The 18,961-nt window shown below is 47.1% G+C and carries 17 protein-coding genes and 1 pseudogene; 15 read left to right on the forward strand and 3 right to left on the reverse strand.

The features are described from left to right. Positions 1-86 precede the first annotated feature (86 nt). From PG062_RS08250 to PG062_RS08290, 9 genes and pseudogenes are all read left to right on the forward strand, one after another. Positions 87-275, forward strand: coding sequence for a transposon-encoded TnpW family protein (locus tag PG062_RS08250; protein ID WP_257362041.1), 189 nt, complete (start codon positions 87-89; stop codon positions 273-275). 1 nt (position 276) lies between these two features. Beyond that, positions 277-1,533, forward strand: a pseudogene (locus PG062_RS08255) (helicase-related protein); the annotation flags it as partial. A 563-nt stretch (positions 1,534-2,096) separates the two neighbouring features. After that, positions 2,097-2,558, forward strand: coding sequence for an XF1762 family protein (locus PG062_RS08260; RefSeq protein WP_270751915.1), 462 nt, complete (start codon positions 2,097-2,099; stop codon positions 2,556-2,558). Further along, a complete protein-coding gene (locus tag PG062_RS08265; protein ID WP_270751916.1) occupies positions 2,548-6,834 on the forward strand; it encodes a DUF3849 domain-containing protein in 4,287 nt (1,428 codons plus the stop codon). The genes PG062_RS08260 and PG062_RS08265 overlap by 11 nt, the downstream gene beginning before the upstream one ends. Further along, positions 6,831-7,064, forward strand: coding sequence for a transposon-transfer assisting family protein (locus PG062_RS08270; RefSeq protein WP_227623799.1), 234 nt, complete (start codon positions 6,831-6,833; stop codon positions 7,062-7,064). Before PG062_RS08265 ends, PG062_RS08270 begins: the two co-directional genes overlap by 4 nt. A gap of 14 nt (positions 7,065-7,078) precedes the next feature. Continuing rightward, positions 7,079-7,867, forward strand: a complete 789-nt coding sequence (locus tag PG062_RS08275; RefSeq protein WP_270751917.1) for a YodL domain-containing protein — start codon at positions 7,079-7,081, stop codon at positions 7,865-7,867. A 145-nt stretch (positions 7,868-8,012) separates the two neighbouring features. Beyond that, positions 8,013-8,375 carry a helix-turn-helix domain-containing protein gene (locus PG062_RS08280; protein WP_227623801.1) on the forward strand — a complete coding sequence of 121 codons (363 nt, stop codon included), beginning with the start codon at positions 8,013-8,015 and terminating at the stop codon, positions 8,373-8,375. Between the two features lie 12 nt (positions 8,376-8,387). Next, positions 8,388-9,173, forward strand: a complete 786-nt coding sequence (locus PG062_RS08285) for an ImmA/IrrE family metallo-endopeptidase (RefSeq protein ID WP_227623802.1) — start codon at positions 8,388-8,390, stop codon at positions 9,171-9,173. Then, positions 9,166-10,020 carry a hypothetical protein gene (locus tag PG062_RS08290; RefSeq protein ID WP_128117296.1) on the forward strand — a complete coding sequence of 285 codons (855 nt, stop codon included), beginning with the start codon at positions 9,166-9,168 and terminating at the stop codon, positions 10,018-10,020. The genes PG062_RS08285 and PG062_RS08290 overlap by 8 nt, the downstream gene beginning before the upstream one ends. A 66-nt stretch (positions 10,021-10,086) precedes the next feature. On the opposite strand, the gene PG062_RS08295 is transcribed toward PG062_RS08290, so the two are convergent. Next, a complete protein-coding gene (locus PG062_RS08295; RefSeq protein ID WP_270751918.1) occupies positions 10,087-11,691 on the reverse strand; it encodes a relaxase/mobilization nuclease domain-containing protein in 1,605 nt (534 codons plus the stop codon). Continuing rightward, a complete protein-coding gene (locus PG062_RS08300; protein ID WP_227623804.1) occupies positions 11,663-12,055 on the reverse strand; it encodes a plasmid mobilization protein in 393 nt (130 codons plus the stop codon). Before PG062_RS08300 ends, PG062_RS08295 begins: the two co-directional genes overlap by 29 nt. A gap of 384 nt (positions 12,056-12,439) precedes the next feature. Here PG062_RS08300 and PG062_RS08305 point away from each other — a divergent pair, with 384 nt between their 5' ends. From PG062_RS08305 to PG062_RS08325, 5 genes are all read left to right on the forward strand, one after another. Next, positions 12,440-12,697, forward strand: a complete 258-nt coding sequence (locus PG062_RS08305) for a DUF6870 family protein (RefSeq protein ID WP_147323004.1) — start codon at positions 12,440-12,442, stop codon at positions 12,695-12,697. A 172-nt stretch (positions 12,698-12,869) separates the two neighbouring features. Continuing rightward, positions 12,870-13,943, forward strand: coding sequence for a recombinase family protein (locus PG062_RS08310; RefSeq protein ID WP_270751920.1), 1,074 nt, complete (start codon positions 12,870-12,872; stop codon positions 13,941-13,943). A gap of 13 nt (positions 13,944-13,956) precedes the next feature. Further along, positions 13,957-14,418, forward strand: a complete 462-nt coding sequence (locus PG062_RS08315) for a hypothetical protein (RefSeq protein WP_270751921.1) — start codon at positions 13,957-13,959, stop codon at positions 14,416-14,418. Next, positions 14,402-16,093, forward strand: a complete 1,692-nt coding sequence (locus PG062_RS08320; RefSeq protein ID WP_270751922.1) for a recombinase family protein — start codon at positions 14,402-14,404, stop codon at positions 16,091-16,093. The genes PG062_RS08315 and PG062_RS08320 overlap by 17 nt, the downstream gene beginning before the upstream one ends. Further along, complete coding sequence (locus PG062_RS08325) at positions 16,086-17,681, forward strand: recombinase family protein (RefSeq protein WP_270751923.1); 1,596 nt, start codon at positions 16,086-16,088, stop codon at positions 17,679-17,681. The genes PG062_RS08320 and PG062_RS08325 overlap by 8 nt, the downstream gene beginning before the upstream one ends. A 199-nt stretch (positions 17,682-17,880) precedes the next feature. Here PG062_RS08325 and relB read toward each other — a convergent pair whose 3' ends face one another. Further along, the gene (relB, locus tag PG062_RS08330; protein ID WP_119250904.1) at positions 17,881-18,222 is read right to left on the reverse strand and encodes a type II toxin-antitoxin system RelB family anti-toxin; all 342 of its coding nucleotides are present in this window, start codon (positions 18,220-18,222) and stop codon (positions 17,881-17,883) included. 250 nt (positions 18,223-18,472) lie between these two features. Between relB and PG062_RS15820 the strand changes: the two genes are divergently transcribed. Next, a complete protein-coding gene (locus tag PG062_RS15820; RefSeq protein WP_333559398.1) occupies positions 18,473-18,958 on the forward strand; it encodes an AAA family ATPase in 486 nt (161 codons plus the stop codon). The last annotated feature ends 3 nt before the right edge of the window (positions 18,959-18,961 follow it).

Consider the following 18,961-nt stretch of genomic DNA (forward strand, 5'->3'; position numbering starts at 1 on the left):
CTTGAACTATTGAGAAACTGCGGTTATTGGGTGTTCTAATATGAATGCCCCACAATCAAATCTTATGAAAGAGAGGATCGGACTATATGAAAGAGCAGAAACATTCTTATTCACAGCGAATTGGAAAGACAACATTCATTGTAAATGTAAAGCAGTCCGAAAGTGCCAAAAAGCCTTTGAATACGGTGTTTCAGGACATCTGCAAGCACGAGGTTTTGGGCGGCTTCTTTACGGACAAATCGTTTAATTTAGAAAATCCACAAAAAGTGTCTTGACAAACTCGACCCCGAAGGAACCGGCTACCGTGCGAAAACACGTTTTGCCCGGTTCTTCAATCTGCCGGAGCTGATTTCCCTGTTCAAGGAATCCGCAGATGTGCAGACGGCGGATATGCTGAACCTGCCTGTGCCGCAGGCAGAGTACATCAACGAAGTGCTGAAACCCAGCGAAACACAGGAAGAAATGGTAAGTTCCTTTGCAGACCGTGCCGAGGCTGTACGCAACGGCAGCGTGAATCCGAAGTTCGATAATATGCTCAAGATCACCAACGATGGCAGAAAATTGGCACTCGACCAGCGGCTTATAAATGATATGCTGCCGGACGAGCCGGAAAGCAAGGTGAATCGCTGTGTGGACAATGCGTTCAAGGTCTGGGAAGAATCTGCCCCGGATAGGGGAACACAGTTAATTTTCTGCGATTTATCGACACCAAAAGCCGATGGTACATTCAACGTCTACGATGATGTGCGGGAAAAATTGGTGGCGAGAGGTGTTCCTCGTGAAGAAGTGGCGTTCATTCACGAGTATAACACGGAAACCAAAAAGGCAGAGCTTTTTGCAAAGGTGCGCGCCGGACAGATGCGCATCCTGATGGGGTCTACACCGAAACTTGGCGCAGGAACCAATATTCAGGATCGGTTGATTGCCCTGCATCATCTGGACTGCCCATGGAAGCCGTCTGACCTGGAACAGCAGGAGGGGCGTATTCTTCGGCAGGGAAACCAGAATAAGCAGGTGAAAATCTATCGTTACGTCACTGAAAATACGTTTGATTCGTATATGTGGCAGATTCTGGAAAATAAGCAGAAGTTCATCTCGCAGATCATGACTTCCAAATCGCCTGTCCGTGCCTGCGACGATGTGGACGATACCGCGCTGTCTTATGCCGAAATCAAGGCACTGGCAACGGGTAATCCCTACATCAAGGAAAAGATGGACTTGGATATTCAGGTCAGCAAGCTGAAGCTGCTGAAAGCCAATCACACCAGTCAGATTTATAGCTTGGAATCGGATATTGCGCGCCGCTATCCGCGAGAAATCGCTGTGGCACAGGGTCAGATCGAAGCACTGAAAACCGATATGGAAGCGGCAAAACCACTTCTGGCGCAGGATAAAGACCACTTCGCTATGGAAATCAGCGGTAAGGTGTACACCGAACGCAAAGAAGCGGGCGCGGCCATCATCGAGGCTTGTAAGGCTTTGAAGGCGGCTGGTACCGAGGGCAGAATCGGCAGCTACGGTGCGTTTGAACTGCACTCCCGGTTTGACAACTTCGATAAGGTGTTCCGTTTGTCCATCAAGGGCGCATGGAACTATTCGATGGAAGTCGGCAAAGACCCGCTGGGTAATATCCTGCGCGTTACCAATGCACTGACAGGTATCGAAAGAGCATTGCCGCAGGTGGAACGCAGACTGGAAACCTTGGAACAGCAGTTGGCGCAGGCAAAGGAAGAAGCCAAACGTCCTTTCGCGCAGGAAGCAGAATTGGCTGAAAAATCCGCGCGCCTTGCAGAGCTGAACTCTCTGCTCAACATGGACGAAAAGGGCGGTGAGGATGCGCTGGGAGTGGACGAGGATGCAGCCGAAACCGAAGTCGCAGACAAGCCGCGACAGCCTGTGAACTACGCAGGCCGCGTTGCAGAGCGCACTGCGGACGATGTGCGGAAACCCTCTGTGCTGACACAGCTTCATGCAAAGCAGGCAGAGCGCACCGCAGAACCGCAGAAATCCCAGAAGCGGAAAAGTCACGATATGGAACTGTAAATGAGCAGCCCCGTCAGTTTATCTGACGGGGTGTTTTTTAGGAAGGAGGAAATTTGCTTACTTTAACACCGATCAATCTGAAAACGGCAAACGCATTTGTGCAGCAGTATCACCGCCACCATAAGCCGACACGAGGGCATAAGTTCTCCATCGGCGTATCGGACGATGGCGCGTTAGTGGGCGTTGCTATCTGCGGCAGACCTGTGGCACGGCGTCTGGACGATGGCTACACGCTGGAAGTTAATCGCCTGTGTACGGATGGAACTCCAAACGCCTGCAGCATCCTGTATGCGGCGGCGTACCGTGCAGCACGGGCAATGGGTTACAACAGAGTTGTTACCTACATTCTGGATACGGAGAATGGCAGTTCCTTGAAAGCTGCCGGATATACCTGTGAGGGCAGAGCCGGAGGATTGGAGTGGAACGGCGCAAAAGCACCGAAACAGGCCGACCAATATCCGCGCCAGATGAAAACACGATGGGTCAAGAAAAAGGAGGTCTTGCATGGCGGTTGACCGCAAACAGCAGATGAAAGAAATCACGGAACGGCTGGAGCAGGGCGTAAAGGACATTTTCACTTCGGAAATGTATACGACGTATCTGCGCACGATGGCAAAATTCCATAATTACAGCTTCAACAATACGCTGCTGATCGCAATGCAGCGGCCTGATGCCACACTGGTGGCAGGGTTTAACGCATGGAAGAATAAGTTCAACCGCTACGTCAAAAAAGGAGAAAAGGGCATCCAGATCATTGCTCCGGCTCCCATCAAGGAAGTGGAAGAACGCGAGAAAATCGACAAGGATACGGGACTGGCTGTACTGAACGAAAACGGTGAGCCAGAAATGGAGCGTGTGGAGTATGTGGTTCCGAGATTCCGATTGACGACTGTTTTTGATATATCGCAGACGGATGGTGAACCGATTCCGTCGCTGGAAGTGAACGAGCTGACCGCCAGCGTCAAAGACTATGCGCTGCTTACGGCGGCAATCGAGCAGGTATCGCCTGTGCCGATGCGGTTCGATGAGATCGAAGGGGATGCAAAAGGCTATTACAGTGATGCAGACAAAGAAATCTGTATTCAGGTCGGCATGGGTGAGAGCCAGACCATAAAGACGATGATCCACGAGGTCGCTCATGCGATGCTGCATAATAGCGATTTGATGAAACAGCGTGGGGAAGAAAAAGACCGGCTTACGAAAGAGACCGAAGCGGAAAGCATCGCATTTACGGTTTGCTCGGCTCTGGGCATTGACACATCCGACTATTCTTTCCCGTATGTGGCAAGCTGGGCCAGCGGCAAAGAGATGAAGGAACTGAAAGATTCGATGGATACGATTCGATTGACCGCAGCCGACTTTCTGGAAAAGCTGGAAGCGGCAGTGGCAGAAAGGAGCGCAGAGCGCATGACCGCGATGCAGTATGCGGAAAAGCTGATTGCCGACAGGGAGCAGGAGAAAACGATTTTCGATGATGAGCAGCGAAACCTTATCGTGAATTTGGCTTTCAAGCTGGATGATCGGGCAGCAACGGAAGAACTGGTGAATGGTCTGGCGGCTGCACTGGCCGAGGATGACAAAGAAGAAGCCAACCGCCTGATGTACGATGCGCAGGAGAAAATCGAAAATCTCCCGGATGGGATGATTGGTCTTTCGGAAATGCACGACTATGGCTATCAGAAAGATGATGTGCTGCCGCTGACGAAAGAGGGCGCACGGGAGTGGCATCGGCTGGGTGAGAGGATTTATCCGCTGTTTCAGGATGGCACGGCAGGAGATTTCGCCAGTCAGGAAGAGATCGAACAGCATGATGGCATTTTCGGAATCAAGGCTGACGCATGGAGTGCAATTTTGCTGGAAAAGAACGAAGAGTATCTGGAAGATGAGTATGCCCGCCCGGATGCCGCACTGACGGTGATAAGTCGGGAGCAGGCTCTGCGGCTGTTTGATGAGGGCAAGCAGATTTATCTTATCCGTATCAGCCCGTGGCCAGTTCTTGTCACAGGGCGTGAAGAAATCGAACGTGGAAGTGACTATTTCCAGATTGCTAAGGAAGATTTGGAAAAGGACAAGCAGAAAACAATGGAAAACGGCGAGAAAGCACCCGTTGAAAAGCTGGCAGTAGACCTTGACGATTATGCCTTTGACTTCGATTTCTACCACTATAAGGACAGCGTAGAGGATCGGGAGCAGGCAGTTGAAGCACTGAAAGAACAGATTCAGGCTGGGGATGTTCAGCTGATCCGGGAATGGCTGCAAGCCGCAGTGGAGGAATCAGAGGGAGAGTCCGCAGAAAAGGCGGCAGAACTGATAACTCGTATGGATGCAGTAGTTAAGGAGCAGAAGCTGCTTTCCGGCAGCGAAAAGCAGTTTGGCATCTACCAGATCACTGCCCGTGACCCGGAACACGACTACCGCTTTATGAATCTGGATTTTGTAAAGCGGCATGGGATGGAAGTAAACTGTGCAGACTATGAACTGGTCTATACCGAGCCTCTTACGGAAAAAGATACACTTGAAGCTATTTACGAACGCTTCAATATCCAGCGTCCAGCGGATTTTACCGGACATTCGCTTTCCGTCAGTGATGTTGTGGTGCTGAACGATGGCAAGTCTCTCAAAGCCTACTATGTGGACAGCATCGGCTTTGCAGAGCTGCCTGATTTTTTCAAGGAAAGGAATATGGATTTGCAGAAAGAGAACCTTTTGAACGAAAAATTGCAGGAAATCGAAATCTTTGATAAGCCTGGTCTTTTCAGCAATGGCCGACTGCGGGATGAAGATGTGCCGGAGGGATTGTACCGCTATGACCTGCGCGGTTCGGACTATGACCCAGGCCAGCCCATTACAGTGGAGAAAACTGTGGTGGTGAACCATGCGGCATCTGTCCTGATGGCCGAAGAACTTGACCTTGGCGCGGAGGGGCGGCTGGAACTTGGCGAGGAAGGACTGAACTTCACAGGCGCAGAGTTGACCGTGCGAGAGTTCATGGAGGAACAGCAGCAGAAAAACAATGCACTGATCCACAGCGATTCCTACCATATCGCAGTGGAGGGGCATATCGGCACATGGTACGCTATTGATGAAACGGAAATTGGCGGCGAAAAGTTCTTCCTGCTGGAGCATGAGGAACACGGCGATATGGCGGCTTGTGTTGCAGTCAATGAGCATGGCAAGCTGGTAGCAGAAGATTTGTGGAACGGCTTCGATGAAGATTTTCAGGAGGCCGTGCAGAAATATTTCTCTGAAAAATGGAATATGCCGAAAAAAGAAGATGTTGTATCGGAGATCATTGAAAAGGCTGCGTCTGTGCCGGACAACAGCGCACAGGACTATTCGGAGGTGCCTGTCTATTATGAGCCGTTCAGCTATGCCAAAGAAAACGACGAAGTGGATTTATACCGCACATCCTATCGGCTGAACAGCGAGTGCAAGCAGGCAATCCAAGAAGCGATTGCGGACAACTATGACGGAATGTACCTTGGCGATGGCGCGGTCGATCAGGTGGTGCGGCAGTACGGCATGGAGCGTGTGGGCTATATTCTGGCGAATACTCTGCACCATAAAAGCTACGATGGCCGCTTTTCTCGTCGCAACAAGGAATGGGCAGAGCAGGTAAGTACCCCAGAGCATAATGCAGACCGTATGACCTTCCGCACAGACTGGGTGGTTGACAGCCATCCGGCTATTCTGGATGGCTTTGTGACGATGTTCAGGAAAGAATTGGAAGCGCAGAAAAAACTGGAACAGGAGCAGCCTTTCGTAAAGCAGTTCTATGTGGTCGAAAATCTGCAGGATGCTCCTTTGAAAATCGAGAGGTTCGGAAATCTGGATGATGCAATGTCACAGTATCAGGCACTTCCGAATCATTACATGAAAGCCCTGGGCGTGGAGAAAAATCCTGATCCGCTGCCGGGTTCGCTGGATATTTTGCAGTGTAGGAACGGCCTTGACACCATCGTGGAGGACTACAAAACGGTTTCAGGCTGGGATAACCCGTATATTCAGAATCATGTTATCCAGCCGTTACAGGGGGCCTTAGCTGTGCAGGATGTGGAACTGGCCTACGAATTGCCGGATGCCTATTTCCATATCCAAACCTGTGAGGACGGTTTCGACTATACCTTATATAATAGGGACTTCACGGAACGGGATGGCGGCATCCTTGAAACGGACGGAGATAAGTCTGTGCAGGAGGCTATGACGGAGCTGCTGACAGAGTTCGGCTGCGATGCGGCAGAGGGCAAAGTCATGGACGCGGCAGAACTACGGGAACAGGCCGATACGGTGGCGGAACAACAGGCAGAAGTTTTGAAAGAAAAACTCGCCGCAGAAAGACCTGCGCCGGAAGAAACGCTCAGCTTTTATGTTGCGGAGTGTTTGGAGTTTACGTTTGCGGGAGAGTTCCACGACCATCTGACGATGGAAGAAGCCTTGGAAGCCTACGACAAGATTCCGTCCGAGCGGATGAACGCCGACAAGTGCATTGGATTCTGCATCGAGGAAGATGGTGGCTTTGTTGGAATGTATGAGCTGGTCGTGAACGATAAAGTGCAGCGCGAGAACATCAACTCCATCAACTATTTCAGGGATGATAAGCTGGTGCAGCAGGCGATCTCTGATATGGAAAAGCTGATGGCGGCACGACAGCAGAGCAAGGAGCAGGAACGCGGCAGTACGAAAAAGTCTGTTATGGATGCCCTGCGCAGTCTGAAAGCCAAGAAACAGGAGCAGCCTGCACAGGAACAGGATAAGCCGAAGAAAGCGAAAAAGAAAGGAATGGAGTTATGAGCAATGTACGCTTTGATGAACTGGAATTGATGCTGATGGCGATGTTTGAGCAGCCGACGCTCAGGGATACGATTAAGGTGTTGACGGAAGCCCAGCCGCTTGTGGCAGAGGATGCGGAGATGGCTGTACTGGTTCAGCAGACGATCGAGAAGATGCAGCAGTTGAATGAGCAGCAGTTCAAGGGGCTGGAACTGGAATGGCATAGGCCGGAGGATGATATAGGAAAATGAGTTCAGATATATTTGTGATTTACCAGATCGACAATTCTGAGAAAAACCGTGAGTATCGCTGCCGCAGCTATGAATACCAGATTCAGCATGGCTTTATGATAACCGCAGACAATTATGGTACGGGCTATTCCGGTACGGCTACGCGAGGAATGGGCGAGGAAGCTATTCGTAAAAAGATGGAAAGCATTAACCCGGACAAATTCAAAATTAGAAAATTTGGGGTCAGTGATGTCATCGGATTGACTGCGGCAGGCAAAACCTCTTTTTTCTATGTTGATAAGGATAGGCTGGTGAGATTCAACGGCTTTTTCCCAAAGCCCCAGAGCGGCACATACCTGATTCTTGATGAGGGCGGCTATCAGGTGGCAGGGCAAAAAGGAACATGGCTGGTATCAGATGAAGTAGAGGTCGATGGTCAGCGGTTTGTTCAGATGAGAAGTGAACAAACGAAGAATCCACCGCCGAGCATTATTCTTCACGAGAGTGGAGCCTTTGTGACGCAGACAGCTTTAGGTTTCGATGGAGAAGCTACCAGAAAGATGAGTGCTTTTTTACAAGGCCCAAAGCCTGAACTGCTGCACCATCAGAAGTTCTTTGAAAACGGTACAGCGGAACGCGCCAAAGAATCCGGCACAGAGCAAAACTACAATATGATAGATGGCTGCGTCAATAATGTGCCGAAAAAGCCCCGGCGCATTGGTGGCAGGTGGTCGGTGCTGGATCGGCTGCATATTAAGCAGGCTGAGCGGCGACAAAAAGACAATGCACCGCAGCAGGAGCAGGAAAGAAGTCGAAAAAGTTAAAATGCCGTAATGTCGTTGAGATGGCTTCCCCCAAAAGGAGGCCATCTTTTTTGCGTTAGAGTCGTAATGTAAAAAACTTTTTTACATTACGATTGATTTCCCGAAGCTGATGGTATATAATAATAGCAGAAGGGAGAGATGAAAAATGCGTTTTGATGAACTTTTTGAAATGAGAAAACTGACAGGGACAAAATTAAAGGACTATATTCGCAGCAATGGATTCTCAAAGGTATCGTTCTGCAAGAAAACAGAGATTTCTCGCCCTACTTTAGATAAGATTTTGAATGGCGAGATAGATAGCAAAAGTACATTCGATAAGCACTTGAACAAGATTCTTACCAGTTTGAGCATTGACCCGGATACTTTGATGGGATTTTCACCGAGAATGCAAAGTACAGATGCCGTGTTCTCAGAGAATGCGCCGATTGATTATCAGGTGAATGATAAGGCAAAGATGGAGTATGATTTGTTACAGGATATTCTAAACCTTTGCAGTGTTTATTATTAAAGGCGGAAGGCTATGAGTGAGCGAATTACAGCAGCCAACTTAGATGAAGTTATCAAAAGGAACGAAGTTATCGAGGAACAGATGAAGCAGAGTGCTTCGCTTATCTGGTCAAAATACAATCCGATGCAGATAAATTCTCCGATACAGTTGGCGTTACAGATTTTAAGACCATATGGTTTGATACAGCTGCCGATTGATAATCGCTATTTAAGCGGAGCAATTTTTGTTCGGGATGGAAAACGAATCCCCTTGATCAATACGGCACTTCCGAGAGCAAATCAGTATTTTACAGTGTGGCATGAAATTTATCATCTATTGTTTGATGAAGTTTCTTTTGACCATTTAATTGAATCCGAAATCCTGATGGAAGAACGAAAAGCAGAACACTTTGCTGCGCTTATGCTTCTGGGAAACCTTATGCCGTACTTTGAGGGCTTAAAGGATATGGAGTTCCAAGCAAAAACGTTTCAGTGCATGAACGCTTTCCAAGCTCCCTATAAGGCGGTGCTGATTTCTCTGTATGAAAGTGCAGTAAAGAATGGGAACACGGCTATTGCGGAAGAAGTTAAGGAAAACTTTGATGTGCAGGTTGAAGACATTGCACACAGATTCCGCGATTTGGGATTGGATGATTCCCTTGTACGGCCTTCGTATGTAGTAAATGTAAGTCCGCTGCAAGAGAAAATCAATAAGACGATTCGCAATGAGCCGGAAGTGGAATACCATAAAGACAATGAAGCATTTCTGAAAACGGTTTTAAGTGAATTTAAAATGCTGACGGGAGAGGCCGATGCTTAATATACCAGAGTATAAAGAATATGCTGGGGAGACCAAAATAGCACTTATGGATAACTCATCACTGGCATTTATGCACGAGTTGAGCCAGAGAAGTTATCCATCTGATGGAATCCTCAGCGTATACGATTTGATTCTGATACCAAAGTGGGTAATGGAGGAAATTGAGGATTCTACATACAGAAGCACCTATGTTGAGCAGCTTCAGGCACAAGGGTATCCTATTCGTTGGATTGATGAAACAAAGTACGGTGCTTTTGTCAATGATGAAGATGTGAACCTGTACTACATCGTTGAAGCTGCGGTATCGCGTGTGTCAGAGTTGATGCGCTTCCTTCGCAGAAAAGTAAAAACCGAAGATCTGATTGACTTGCCTTCCGCAGAGGAATGGATGAACCGGCTGTACGATGAATGGCCGATTCATGGAAGAACGCTGTCAACGGGTCGCACTCTTAAAAAGAATGCGGGAGAAATCTCGTTGACGATCCTTGCTGAAATATTCGCGTGGTATCATGATGGAGTGGACAGCCTGACAATCTATACGCAGGATACGGATGCGCATGAGTTCCAAACGAATGCAGAGCGTATCTTAACGGGAAATTCTGAATTTACTCCTGCGCTGGATTCTCCGATTTCGGTGGCCTTTAAGTCAAATGACTTTATTTTGTGTCAGATGTATCGTGAGGGCGCCTTGACTTTGGATGCGGTGCGGCAGCTTCGCCACGATGATAGAAAATTGACTTATACACGGCAGCAAGCGGATAAGTCGATTATTTGCCGCAAAGAAGTTATAACGAAAGAGCAGTTCATTGATTTGATTCAGGATGCGACAGTTCAAATCCTGTTCTAAGAGTAATATGGTAGAAAAGGGTCAGCCCTAGTCTTTCGCAGGAAAGACCAGGGCTGGCTTTTTGTTTTATAGAGAGTGTTCGTTCTTTCGGGATTGCTGCTGTTCGCGCCGTGCTTCTCGTTCTGTTCCCAGAATGTTATCTACATTGGCACATACAGTCTGGAGTTCCCTGTGGTAATCTTTGAAATAGTGGTAGGTGTCATACTGGGCATCTTTCTGAATGGTAAGCTGCTCCTTTTCAGCCCGGAGGTCTTTCATGGTCGGGAACCTTCCATCTGGGGAGTGCTGCTTTAGGATGCGGAGGGCTTCTTCATATTTGGCAATATCCTCTGCATGAGCCTGACGGAAAGATTTCTTATTGCCGGATTTCAAGAAATCACCATAGGCTGATTTTGTAGAAAGATACTGGCCTAAATAACGAATCTGCTCATTGACTTTTTTCAATTTTGCTTCGGTGAATTTGGCATCACTTCGGGCTTTTGCCATTTTAGATTGAATGGCGTCAGTGGTATCGGAGAGTTTTTCGTAAGAATCGTATCCATGTTCCTGCACATAAGCGACTGTTCGTGCCATCTGCTGCAAATTGGAAATCTTGACTTTCTGCGCATAGGCGCGGCTCTGCTGTGCTTTTACGCAGGTCTGCAAGTCAACCACAAGGCGCAGGTCAGACTTAATGAACAAAATAGCCATAGGATCATCTGCTGCCAAATGAGGATTGTTCCGTTCTTTGTTCCGCGCATTTTCTGCAAAAATGCGGAGAAGCCTGTCGCGGTCATAATTAGAACCGAGAGCGCGGGCAGAAATAAATTTCTGTCGGTCAGCAGGAAGATAGCTGAATCGTCCACGATGGTCTTTTACCAAAATTCCGTATTCCGCTTTTAATAACCGTTGAAATTCCTCAAAAGATGTGGCACGTTCCGCAATGTCAGAAATGGCATTGCGGAATTTTTCTTTGTTTGTTTCAAAGGTAGTGTGCATGGGGGTGATGCCATCGCCCAAAAGTTCCATGTTTGCAATGTCCAGATTCAGCTGCCCACGCCGCTGCGCATGGTACTCCTGCTGTGTGATTTTATCCGCAGCAGGGGAGAGCAGATCGACCTGATGCAGCCCTTCGCGCTGGCAAATATCCATCAAAGATTTTTGCAGGTGCTTCAAATAGTCTTTGGTAAGGTGGTGCTTGTATCCAGCCTTGCAGTCGATTGGCCGTTCGGTGTAGGTCTGAGGCTCTATATCGGATTTGCGCAGGCTGTTGATTATGATGTGGGTATGGATGTTGCCTGTTCCGTTATTGCCATCTGTATGGGTGCAGACCAAAGCCTGATGCCCCGGAAAATTAGCTTTTGCGTATTCCAGCCCGATGGCCTGTGCACGTTCTCCTGTTAAATCGTGGTCGGCGTTATCTCTGGGGTCATGGCTGATAATGTAGTGGTGGCTTTTGATTTCATCATAGGTGTTGTTCTTATGGTACTGCTGGTTTAACAGATCACATTCAAGGTCGAAGGTTTCGGGATTGCAGTTCAAACCGTCAAGATAAAATTCTTCCCGAAGCAGCATATTCCCGCTTTCATCCAGAACGGGAACCAGATGAAACTCATCGTGCTGGTATTTGAGATAGTCGATGGCACTCCCATAATTGGCATTTTTACTTGCGATGTGTTTTAGAATTGCCACGATATGCACCTCCAAGCTGAACGATTTCCTGCCGCAATTCACGGATTTCCGCAATGCACTTTTTCAGTTCTTCCAACATTCCGCGTGATGCCAGACCGCCGCCGTGGAAATAGCGGGCAATCTGGTTGAGATTATTTCCAATGCCTGCGGCCTGCACCGTCAAATTCTGAATCTCGCCAAGATCGGCAACGATATTATAGTTGACTTCCAGCTTTTCGCGGAGAGCCTGTTTGCGTACAAAAGTACCAATCGGATATCCGGCATCTTTAGCGTATCCGGCCACCAGCTCATATTCCAATTCTGTGAAACGGATGTAAACTCGCTTTCCCCTATGAAGAGATTTCTCTTTCTTTGGTCGAGCCATAGCATAATCCTCCTGCATTTTATAGTTGCAGAACAACTCCCGATAAGCCGTAGGCGTTCGGCTGCGAACACATTCATGTGGAGCCAGATAGCCAAAATCCAAGATTTTGTGCGTACCGTGGGAATGGGGAACGGAATCCCCATCAAGATTGCCAGCCGGGAAAAACCACGAAAGTGAGTTTTGAGCGGCTATGGGCGAATCTTGCGCTAAGAGAGAAAAAGCCCCACGACCTGGAAAATCGAGAATTGTCCTTATACCTATAACATTCTGAAACCACCTTTTGGCAACCACTTAAAAAATATTTTTGTGAAATTTCAAAATTTGGTTGCCAAACACCCCTTTTAGAATGCTATAGGTGAAGGGAGGTATTTGATGTACCAGAAAATGACGCATACACTTGAGGATTTGAAGAAATTGGCAGCGATGGAACTTCGGGATGTGAACCGTGAAGAACTGGTGGACATCAACGATGTGGAAATCAAGAAAGACCTGTCGCAGCGAGAACGGATGGTTGATTTTGTTTCACAGATCAAGAACCCCTACTGCTATCTTGACCGGGGAATGGTCGTAAAGATCAGTTTTGCCGGAGAGAACCGATTAGAGGACACGCTGAAAAAATGCGCAAGGACACATCGGAAATAAAAAAAGAAGAAAGCAAAAGAAAATTTGCACTTTAGCACATTAAAGCGTTGACATGGACCGCGAAATATGAGATAATGGCTTTGGGTCAAAACAGAATATGCTAACTAAAGCCGATAATTTTCTTGGTTTATTGTCAGAACGACAAATAGATTAAGGGGGTTATCGGCTTTTTATGTTTTTTCAGGAAAATGGACAATATCGCTGTGCTGTGTATCTTCGATTGTCACGTTCGGACGGCGATCAGCAGGAGAGCAACAGCATAAAAAATCAGAGAGCGTTGCTGAACGATTACATGGGAAAGCACCCGGAACTGCATAAGGTCGATGAGTATGTAGACGATGGATACAGTGGTACGAATTTTGAACGCCCGGATTTCAAACGGATGATGCAGGACATTGAGAATCGGAAAATCAACTGTATTATCGCCAAGGACTTATCACGATTCGGCAGAAACTACATTGAAACAGGACGTTATCTGGAAAGAATCTTTCCATTTATGGGAGTCCGGTTCATTGCCATCAACGATCATTATGACAGTGCGGAAGAAAACGATGATAAGGGACGTATCCTGATTCCGTTCAACAATCTTATCAACGATACCTATTGCCGTGACATTTCGATGCGTGTCAGAAGTCACTTGGATGTGAAACGGAAAGAAGGTCAGTTCATTGGCAGCTTTGCAGGATATGGGTATCGCAAAGACCCGAAAGACAAGAATCATCTGATTATAGATGAATACGCTGCGGGCATTGTGCAGGAAATATTCAAACAGAAATTGAACGGAATGAGTTCACAGCGCATTGCCAGTCACTTGAACGAACTGGGTGTCCTGCCGCCGAACGAGTATAAGAGAGCCAATGGATTCAACTATACCTGCGGTTTTCAGGCTGGGCTGAATCAGAAGTGGACAGTGGTTTCCGTCAATCGTATTTTGAAAAATGAATCCTATACGGGAACATTGATTCAGGGTAAACGCAGGAAAATCAATTACAAAGTAAAAAAGAGCCATGATGTTGGAAGCGAAAACTGGATTCGGGTGGAAGATGCGCATGATGCCATTATCAGCAAAGGCGAGTTCCAGCAAGTACAACAGTTGTTGGAACTGGACACTCGTACCGCACCATCGCAGACAACAGTTTATCCATTATCAGGTTTTCTGCGCTGTGCAGACTGCGGGCAGAATATGATTCGCCGCACGGTGACGAAAAACGGAAAGAAGTATCAATACTATCACTGCGCATATTGATAGGGTGCTGGACTTGAATCCTGAGAAAGTCAAGCAGTGCATGGATGCTGGACTGTTGCAGTACAGAAAAAGAGCAAATGAGATTGTTACGTACTTGATGGCCAAGGACGATGAACGAACAGCAGTTTATCGGGAATACGAGCAGGGATCAATTTCACTAGAACAGGTAGAGGAGTATGAACATCAGTATCAGGTGGCGGTCCAGAAGCAGGAAGCGGCTTTTAAAAAAGTAATGCTGGCTGTTAATGACATAGAAAAAGCATTTAGCCATGGGAATCCCTGGTTGATGAAGTTCCGAGCGATTTCAATTCCTGAAACGTTGGAGCGCACGCATCTTAAAGAATGGCTTGACCATGTATGGATCGTAGATTTTGAACAGGTAGAAGTGATCCTACAAGAAAGTGAGTGGAAGAGATTCTTCCCGGAAGAATGGCTGAACAACGGAGAGGAAGATTGTAATGGCAAGAAAGAGTAGAAAGAATATGATGCCGCAGGCTGCTGTGCAGGAGGCCGTACAGCAAAACGAAAAAGAACTTCTGCGCACGGCAGCGTATGCGCGGCTGTCGGTTGAGAACGGCGGGCATGAAACAGAAGATTCCCTGCACACACAGATTTTGCAAATTCATAATTATATCAGTGAAAACCCGGAACTGACGCTGACCGATACCTATGCAGACAACGGTTTTACGGGAACACGTTTTGACCGACCAGAATTTGAGCGTATGATGCAGGATGTACGGACAGGCAAAATTCAGTGCATCGTAGTGAAGGACTTATCTCGATTTGGTCGTGACTATATCGAAACGGGAAGCTATCTGGAAACTATTTTCCCGATGCTCCATGTTCGTTTTATCGCCATCAACGATGATTTTGACAACATCCGGCAGTCGGATGTGGATAGTCTTGCGGTTCCCATCAAGAACATGGTAAACAGCTTGTACGCGAAGGACATTTCAAAGAAAATCAGCCTTAGTTACCAGATGCGCCGCGAGAAGGGAATCCCTACATCGTGGTGTACACCGTATGGCTATCAGTTGAACCAACAGGGAAATAAGCTTGAAGCGACTGAGGATGCGAAGTGGGTCAAACTGATCTATCAATGGTATCTTGCAGGAGTGAGTACAAACGAAATTGCCCGCAGGTTGGAATTTTTAGAAGTAGCAAGGCCGAACGAACGGCTGAATCGCAAATTACATGAGGGAGATGACCCTACCTATAATAAATGGCACCCCAGTACGGTTCTTCGTATTTTAAACAGCAGTGCCTATATTGGAGAACTGGTATCTGGGAAAACGCAAACTGCATCATACAAAGGGATTGGCCTCCATCCAGTGGAAAAGAGAGAATGGCATATTGTTGAAAACGCTCATGAAGCAATCATTCTGAAATCGGATTTTGAAAAAGTGCAGGCACGGCGGGAGCAGAATAAGGAAAAACGGGAAAGGGCGATGGCTCGTTCCAAAGCAACCAGAGAGAAGTGTTATAACCATCTATCGGGAATGGTTTACTGTGGCTGCTGCAGACGCAACATGACGTTTGAACGGCGAGTGCATGGTACGGTGAAAGAAACGCACTATGGAGTGTTCATTTGCAAAAGAAAGAAGAACACGACTCCCTGTGCCTATCATGCGGTGCCGGAGAAAATGCTGATGATGGTGGCGATGGATCAGATTCATCATCTGGTGTCTACCATGTGTGAAGAAGAAAAGCTGGTAAAAGACATGATGCGCGGCAGCAATCTGGATTCAGCTCGTTCCATCAAGATGAAAGAGAAATCTATCCTGTTTCGGATTCATGAAGCCGAAGAACGGCGGTTGCGTTTATATGAGGACTATAAAGCTGAAATTCTGGACGAAGATGAATATAGTCAGCTAAAGGAACACTACATAGCAGAAAAGCAGCGGTTGGAACATGAACTGCAAAAGCAGCGTCAGCGTGCATTGGAACTGGAAAAGAGAATTAGAATTTGCGATGCGCAGATGGAGCGGATGCGCGGGATTCTGAATCAAAATGAATTTGATGAAGAACTGGTGCATGAACTTATCAAGAGAATTTATGTGGGAATGGACAATTCTGTGGAGGTCGAATTTAAGTGCAGCGACCCCTATCAGGAAGTGCTTGCAATCATGTCGGAGGTTCAGAATGAATGATAAAATTGCAATCTATCTCCGCTTATCATTGGCAGACGGAGATTTGAAAAAGGGCAGCAAGGATGAAAGTAACAGCATTGAGAACCAACGGATGCTGCTCCACGATTACATTGGGAAGCAGGAAGATTTATTTGGCGAGATTGTAGAATATGTAGATGATGGCTATACTGGAACAAATTTTAATCGTCCGGCTTTTCAGAAAATGATCGTGGATTTGAAGCAGGGCGATATAAAAGTCATCATGGTAAAGGATTTATCCCGCCTTGGTCGTGACTATATCGGTGTTGGCGATTACATTGAGCAGATTTTTCCGTTGATGGGAGTTCGGTTTATTGCCGTGAATAATTCCTTTGACAGCATGAAACTGAACAACGGAACGCCGGGAATCGAAGTGGCGGTCAGCAATCTGGTGAATAATATGTATAGCTGGGATATTGCAAAAAAGATTCGGGCTGCTCTGGAAACGAACTGGAAGAACGGGAAAGCCACCTGCACGAATGTTCCTTTTGGATATGTGTGGAACAAGAAAGGTGGGCGGCGGTGGGAGATTGACTCGGAGGCTGCAGTCTGCGTGAAAAAAGTATTTGAATTAGCATTGTCCGGCCGCAATACAACGCAGATCGCCTACGGCATGAACGAATTAAATCTTCCTACGCCGGGATTGTATGCGAAACGAAAGAATCTGCTGATGGGCAGCAATCCTATTATTGCCCCGGACAGTGAAATGTTATGGAACGCGGCAATCGTGTGGAGAATCCTTAGACGGTATGAATACACTGGTGCGTTGGTTATGGGGAGAAGAAAGAAAATTGATGTGAATACTACCTCTGTTCGGACGCTCCCGGAGGATAAGTGGATCATCGCAGAAAACGCTCATGAGGCCATCGTGACAAAAGATGAATACTATCAGGCACAGAAAGCAATCCGTAACGTGACTCCAATTCAGTATAAGGTGGGTGATGAATTTGCGTTAAAAGGAAAAATCTGCTGCGGAAACTGTAATCGGCAGCTTCGCCACGAAAGGCAATATGGGGAAATGGTTTTCTATTGCGGCTATAAACGGTCAGCCGGAAAGTTCTCTAAATGCTACGGCGGCTATTACAGAGAATATTCGGTGAATGCAAAAGTGGCTCGTGCGATAAAAACAGTATTCTATGCGCTGGATGTGGTAAATCAGGGAATGCAGGAAAAGCAGTCTATCACGGTGCGCTGCATGGACATTGAGGACTTGGAAAAGCAAGCGGAAGCCATTCGGGTAGAGCAAATCAAACTATATGAATCGTATGCGGACGGTGTGCTGCTGCGAGATGCGTACATAGAAAAGAAAAAGGCTCTTTCGGAAAAACTGGCTGCATTGCAGGATAGCATACGGACAGAAAAGGAAGAACAGGAGTGTGCCGATGAACTGGATGAAGAAATCCGCGCTCTGACAAAACAGGCCAGTGAGAAAACATACATCGGCGGGCTGACAAAAGAATGTGTGGATGCTTTTGTGAGCATGGTTTATCTGTATGACGATCAAACGATGAAAATAGAGTTCAACTGTGAGGATGTGATTCGGAGAGCGTTGGAAAAGTATGGCGCATAATTGGATGGAAGAAGTGGTATAAGAAAAAGAATACCCGCCTGGGTGAGAGGATTGATATAATCATCTTCTCGACCAGGCGGGTATTTCATTCCGCAGGAATGGTTTTGCCCGCATAAGCCACAGACAGCACCCCGGTGTGATCCGAAGTGCAGCTGTGGCTTATGCGGGCTTTTTGTTATATGGTCAACGGGTTACAAAATCAGATTCCCAAACCGTACAGGATTGATTTCATCTCTTTTACCATCCGGGTGAGAATTTCCTGCTCGATTTCATTACAGTCCAAGAGCAGACGGTGAATTTCAGAATTTGAGGTTGAAGTCGAGTGCATCAAACTATCTACTAGCAAATCATCCGTCGATACGTCAAGAGCATTGGCAATATCAACCAATGCATCAAGACTTGGGCGTTTGATGGCGGATTCAATTACGCTAATATGTTTTCGTGTCATGTTAAGCTGCTCCCCCAGGGCCTCTTGCGTGATACCAGCTTGTTTTCGGGCATTTGAAATGCGCTTGCCCAAGGCTTTATAATCAGTAGCCATGTGCTTTTCTCCTTATGATTCCCCGCATAAGGCAGTACAATTATCTCGCATGATGGTAGGCAGAGCAACTCTATATCAAAGGTTCTAAGACCGCAAAGGGACACACTGCTATCTGCTCTGTGGTCTTAGGCTGTTTTGCTACCTACTGGGTAGCAAAAGACAACTCATGCTACCTGATGGGTAGCAGTCAAAACGCAACGAATGCTTTATAATAGAGGTAGTAAAAGGCTGCAAATAGAAAGGAAAGACAATGGTGGACAAGGTAGAAAAAATTCTTACATTATATAGTGATGTGCAGGCAACTTCTGTTCACTGGTTGTGGTATCCATTCATTGCAGTGGGAAAGCTAACATTGCTACAAGGCGATCCCGGCGATGGAAAGTCAACCATGATGATGAATCTGATTGCGGAACTTTCTAAGGGTGGGAAAACACCGGATGGAAAGCCTGTTGGGATGCCGCAAAGGATTATCTACCAGTGTTCGGAAGATGCGGACGAGATCATTGTTCTAAGCAAAGACGTGCAGAAGTATTTCTTGGAGACCTACGGAAACGGTGGATCAGAAACCTACATATTTAAGCTGGGTGAGGCGCTAGAGCAGCACGGACATGAGGTTCAGTACTTCGGTATGGAGCATGAAGGCCGCTGCGTGGGCAACCGGGTCAATGCTTATACATCTGGTATGGACTTCCACGGCGGCAGCAAACTGAGCAAGCTGACCTATCCGATCAAGTAAATG

The organism is Gemmiger qucibialis (assembly GCF_027689445.1).
GTDB lineage: Bacteria > Bacillota > Clostridia > Oscillospirales > Ruminococcaceae > Gemmiger > Gemmiger qucibialis.

Coding starts and splice junctions, on each gene's coding strand:
- PG062_RS08250 (WP_257362041.1), top strand. CDS start 87: ATGAAAGAGCAGAAACATTCTTATTCACAGCGAATTGGAAAGACAACA.
- PG062_RS08265 (WP_270751916.1), top strand. CDS start 2,548: ATGGCGGTTGACCGCAAACAGCAGATGAAAGAAATCACGGAACGGCTG.
- PG062_RS08270 (WP_227623799.1), top strand. CDS start 6,831: ATGAGCAATGTACGCTTTGATGAACTGGAATTGATGCTGATGGCGATG.
- PG062_RS08280 (WP_227623801.1), top strand. CDS start 8,013: ATGCGTTTTGATGAACTTTTTGAAATGAGAAAACTGACAGGGACAAAA.
- PG062_RS08285 (WP_227623802.1), top strand. CDS start 8,388: ATGAGTGAGCGAATTACAGCAGCCAACTTAGATGAAGTTATCAAAAGG.
- PG062_RS08290 (WP_128117296.1), top strand. CDS start 9,166: ATGCTTAATATACCAGAGTATAAAGAATATGCTGGGGAGACCAAAATA.
- PG062_RS08300 (WP_227623804.1), bottom strand. CDS start 12,055: ATGGCTCGACCAAAGAAAGAGAAATCTCTTCATAGGGGAAAGCGAGTT.
- PG062_RS08305 (WP_147323004.1), top strand. CDS start 12,440: ATGACGCATACACTTGAGGATTTGAAGAAATTGGCAGCGATGGAACTT.
- PG062_RS08310 (WP_270751920.1), top strand. CDS start 12,870: ATGTTTTTTCAGGAAAATGGACAATATCGCTGTGCTGTGTATCTTCGA.
- PG062_RS08320 (WP_270751922.1), top strand. CDS start 14,402: ATGGCAAGAAAGAGTAGAAAGAATATGATGCCGCAGGCTGCTGTGCAG.
- PG062_RS08325 (WP_270751923.1), top strand. CDS start 16,086: ATGAATGATAAAATTGCAATCTATCTCCGCTTATCATTGGCAGACGGA.
- relB (WP_119250904.1), bottom strand. CDS start 18,222: ATGGCTACTGATTATAAAGCCTTGGGCAAGCGCATTTCAAATGCCCGA.
- PG062_RS15820 (WP_333559398.1), top strand. CDS start 18,473: ATGGTGGACAAGGTAGAAAAAATTCTTACATTATATAGTGATGTGCAG.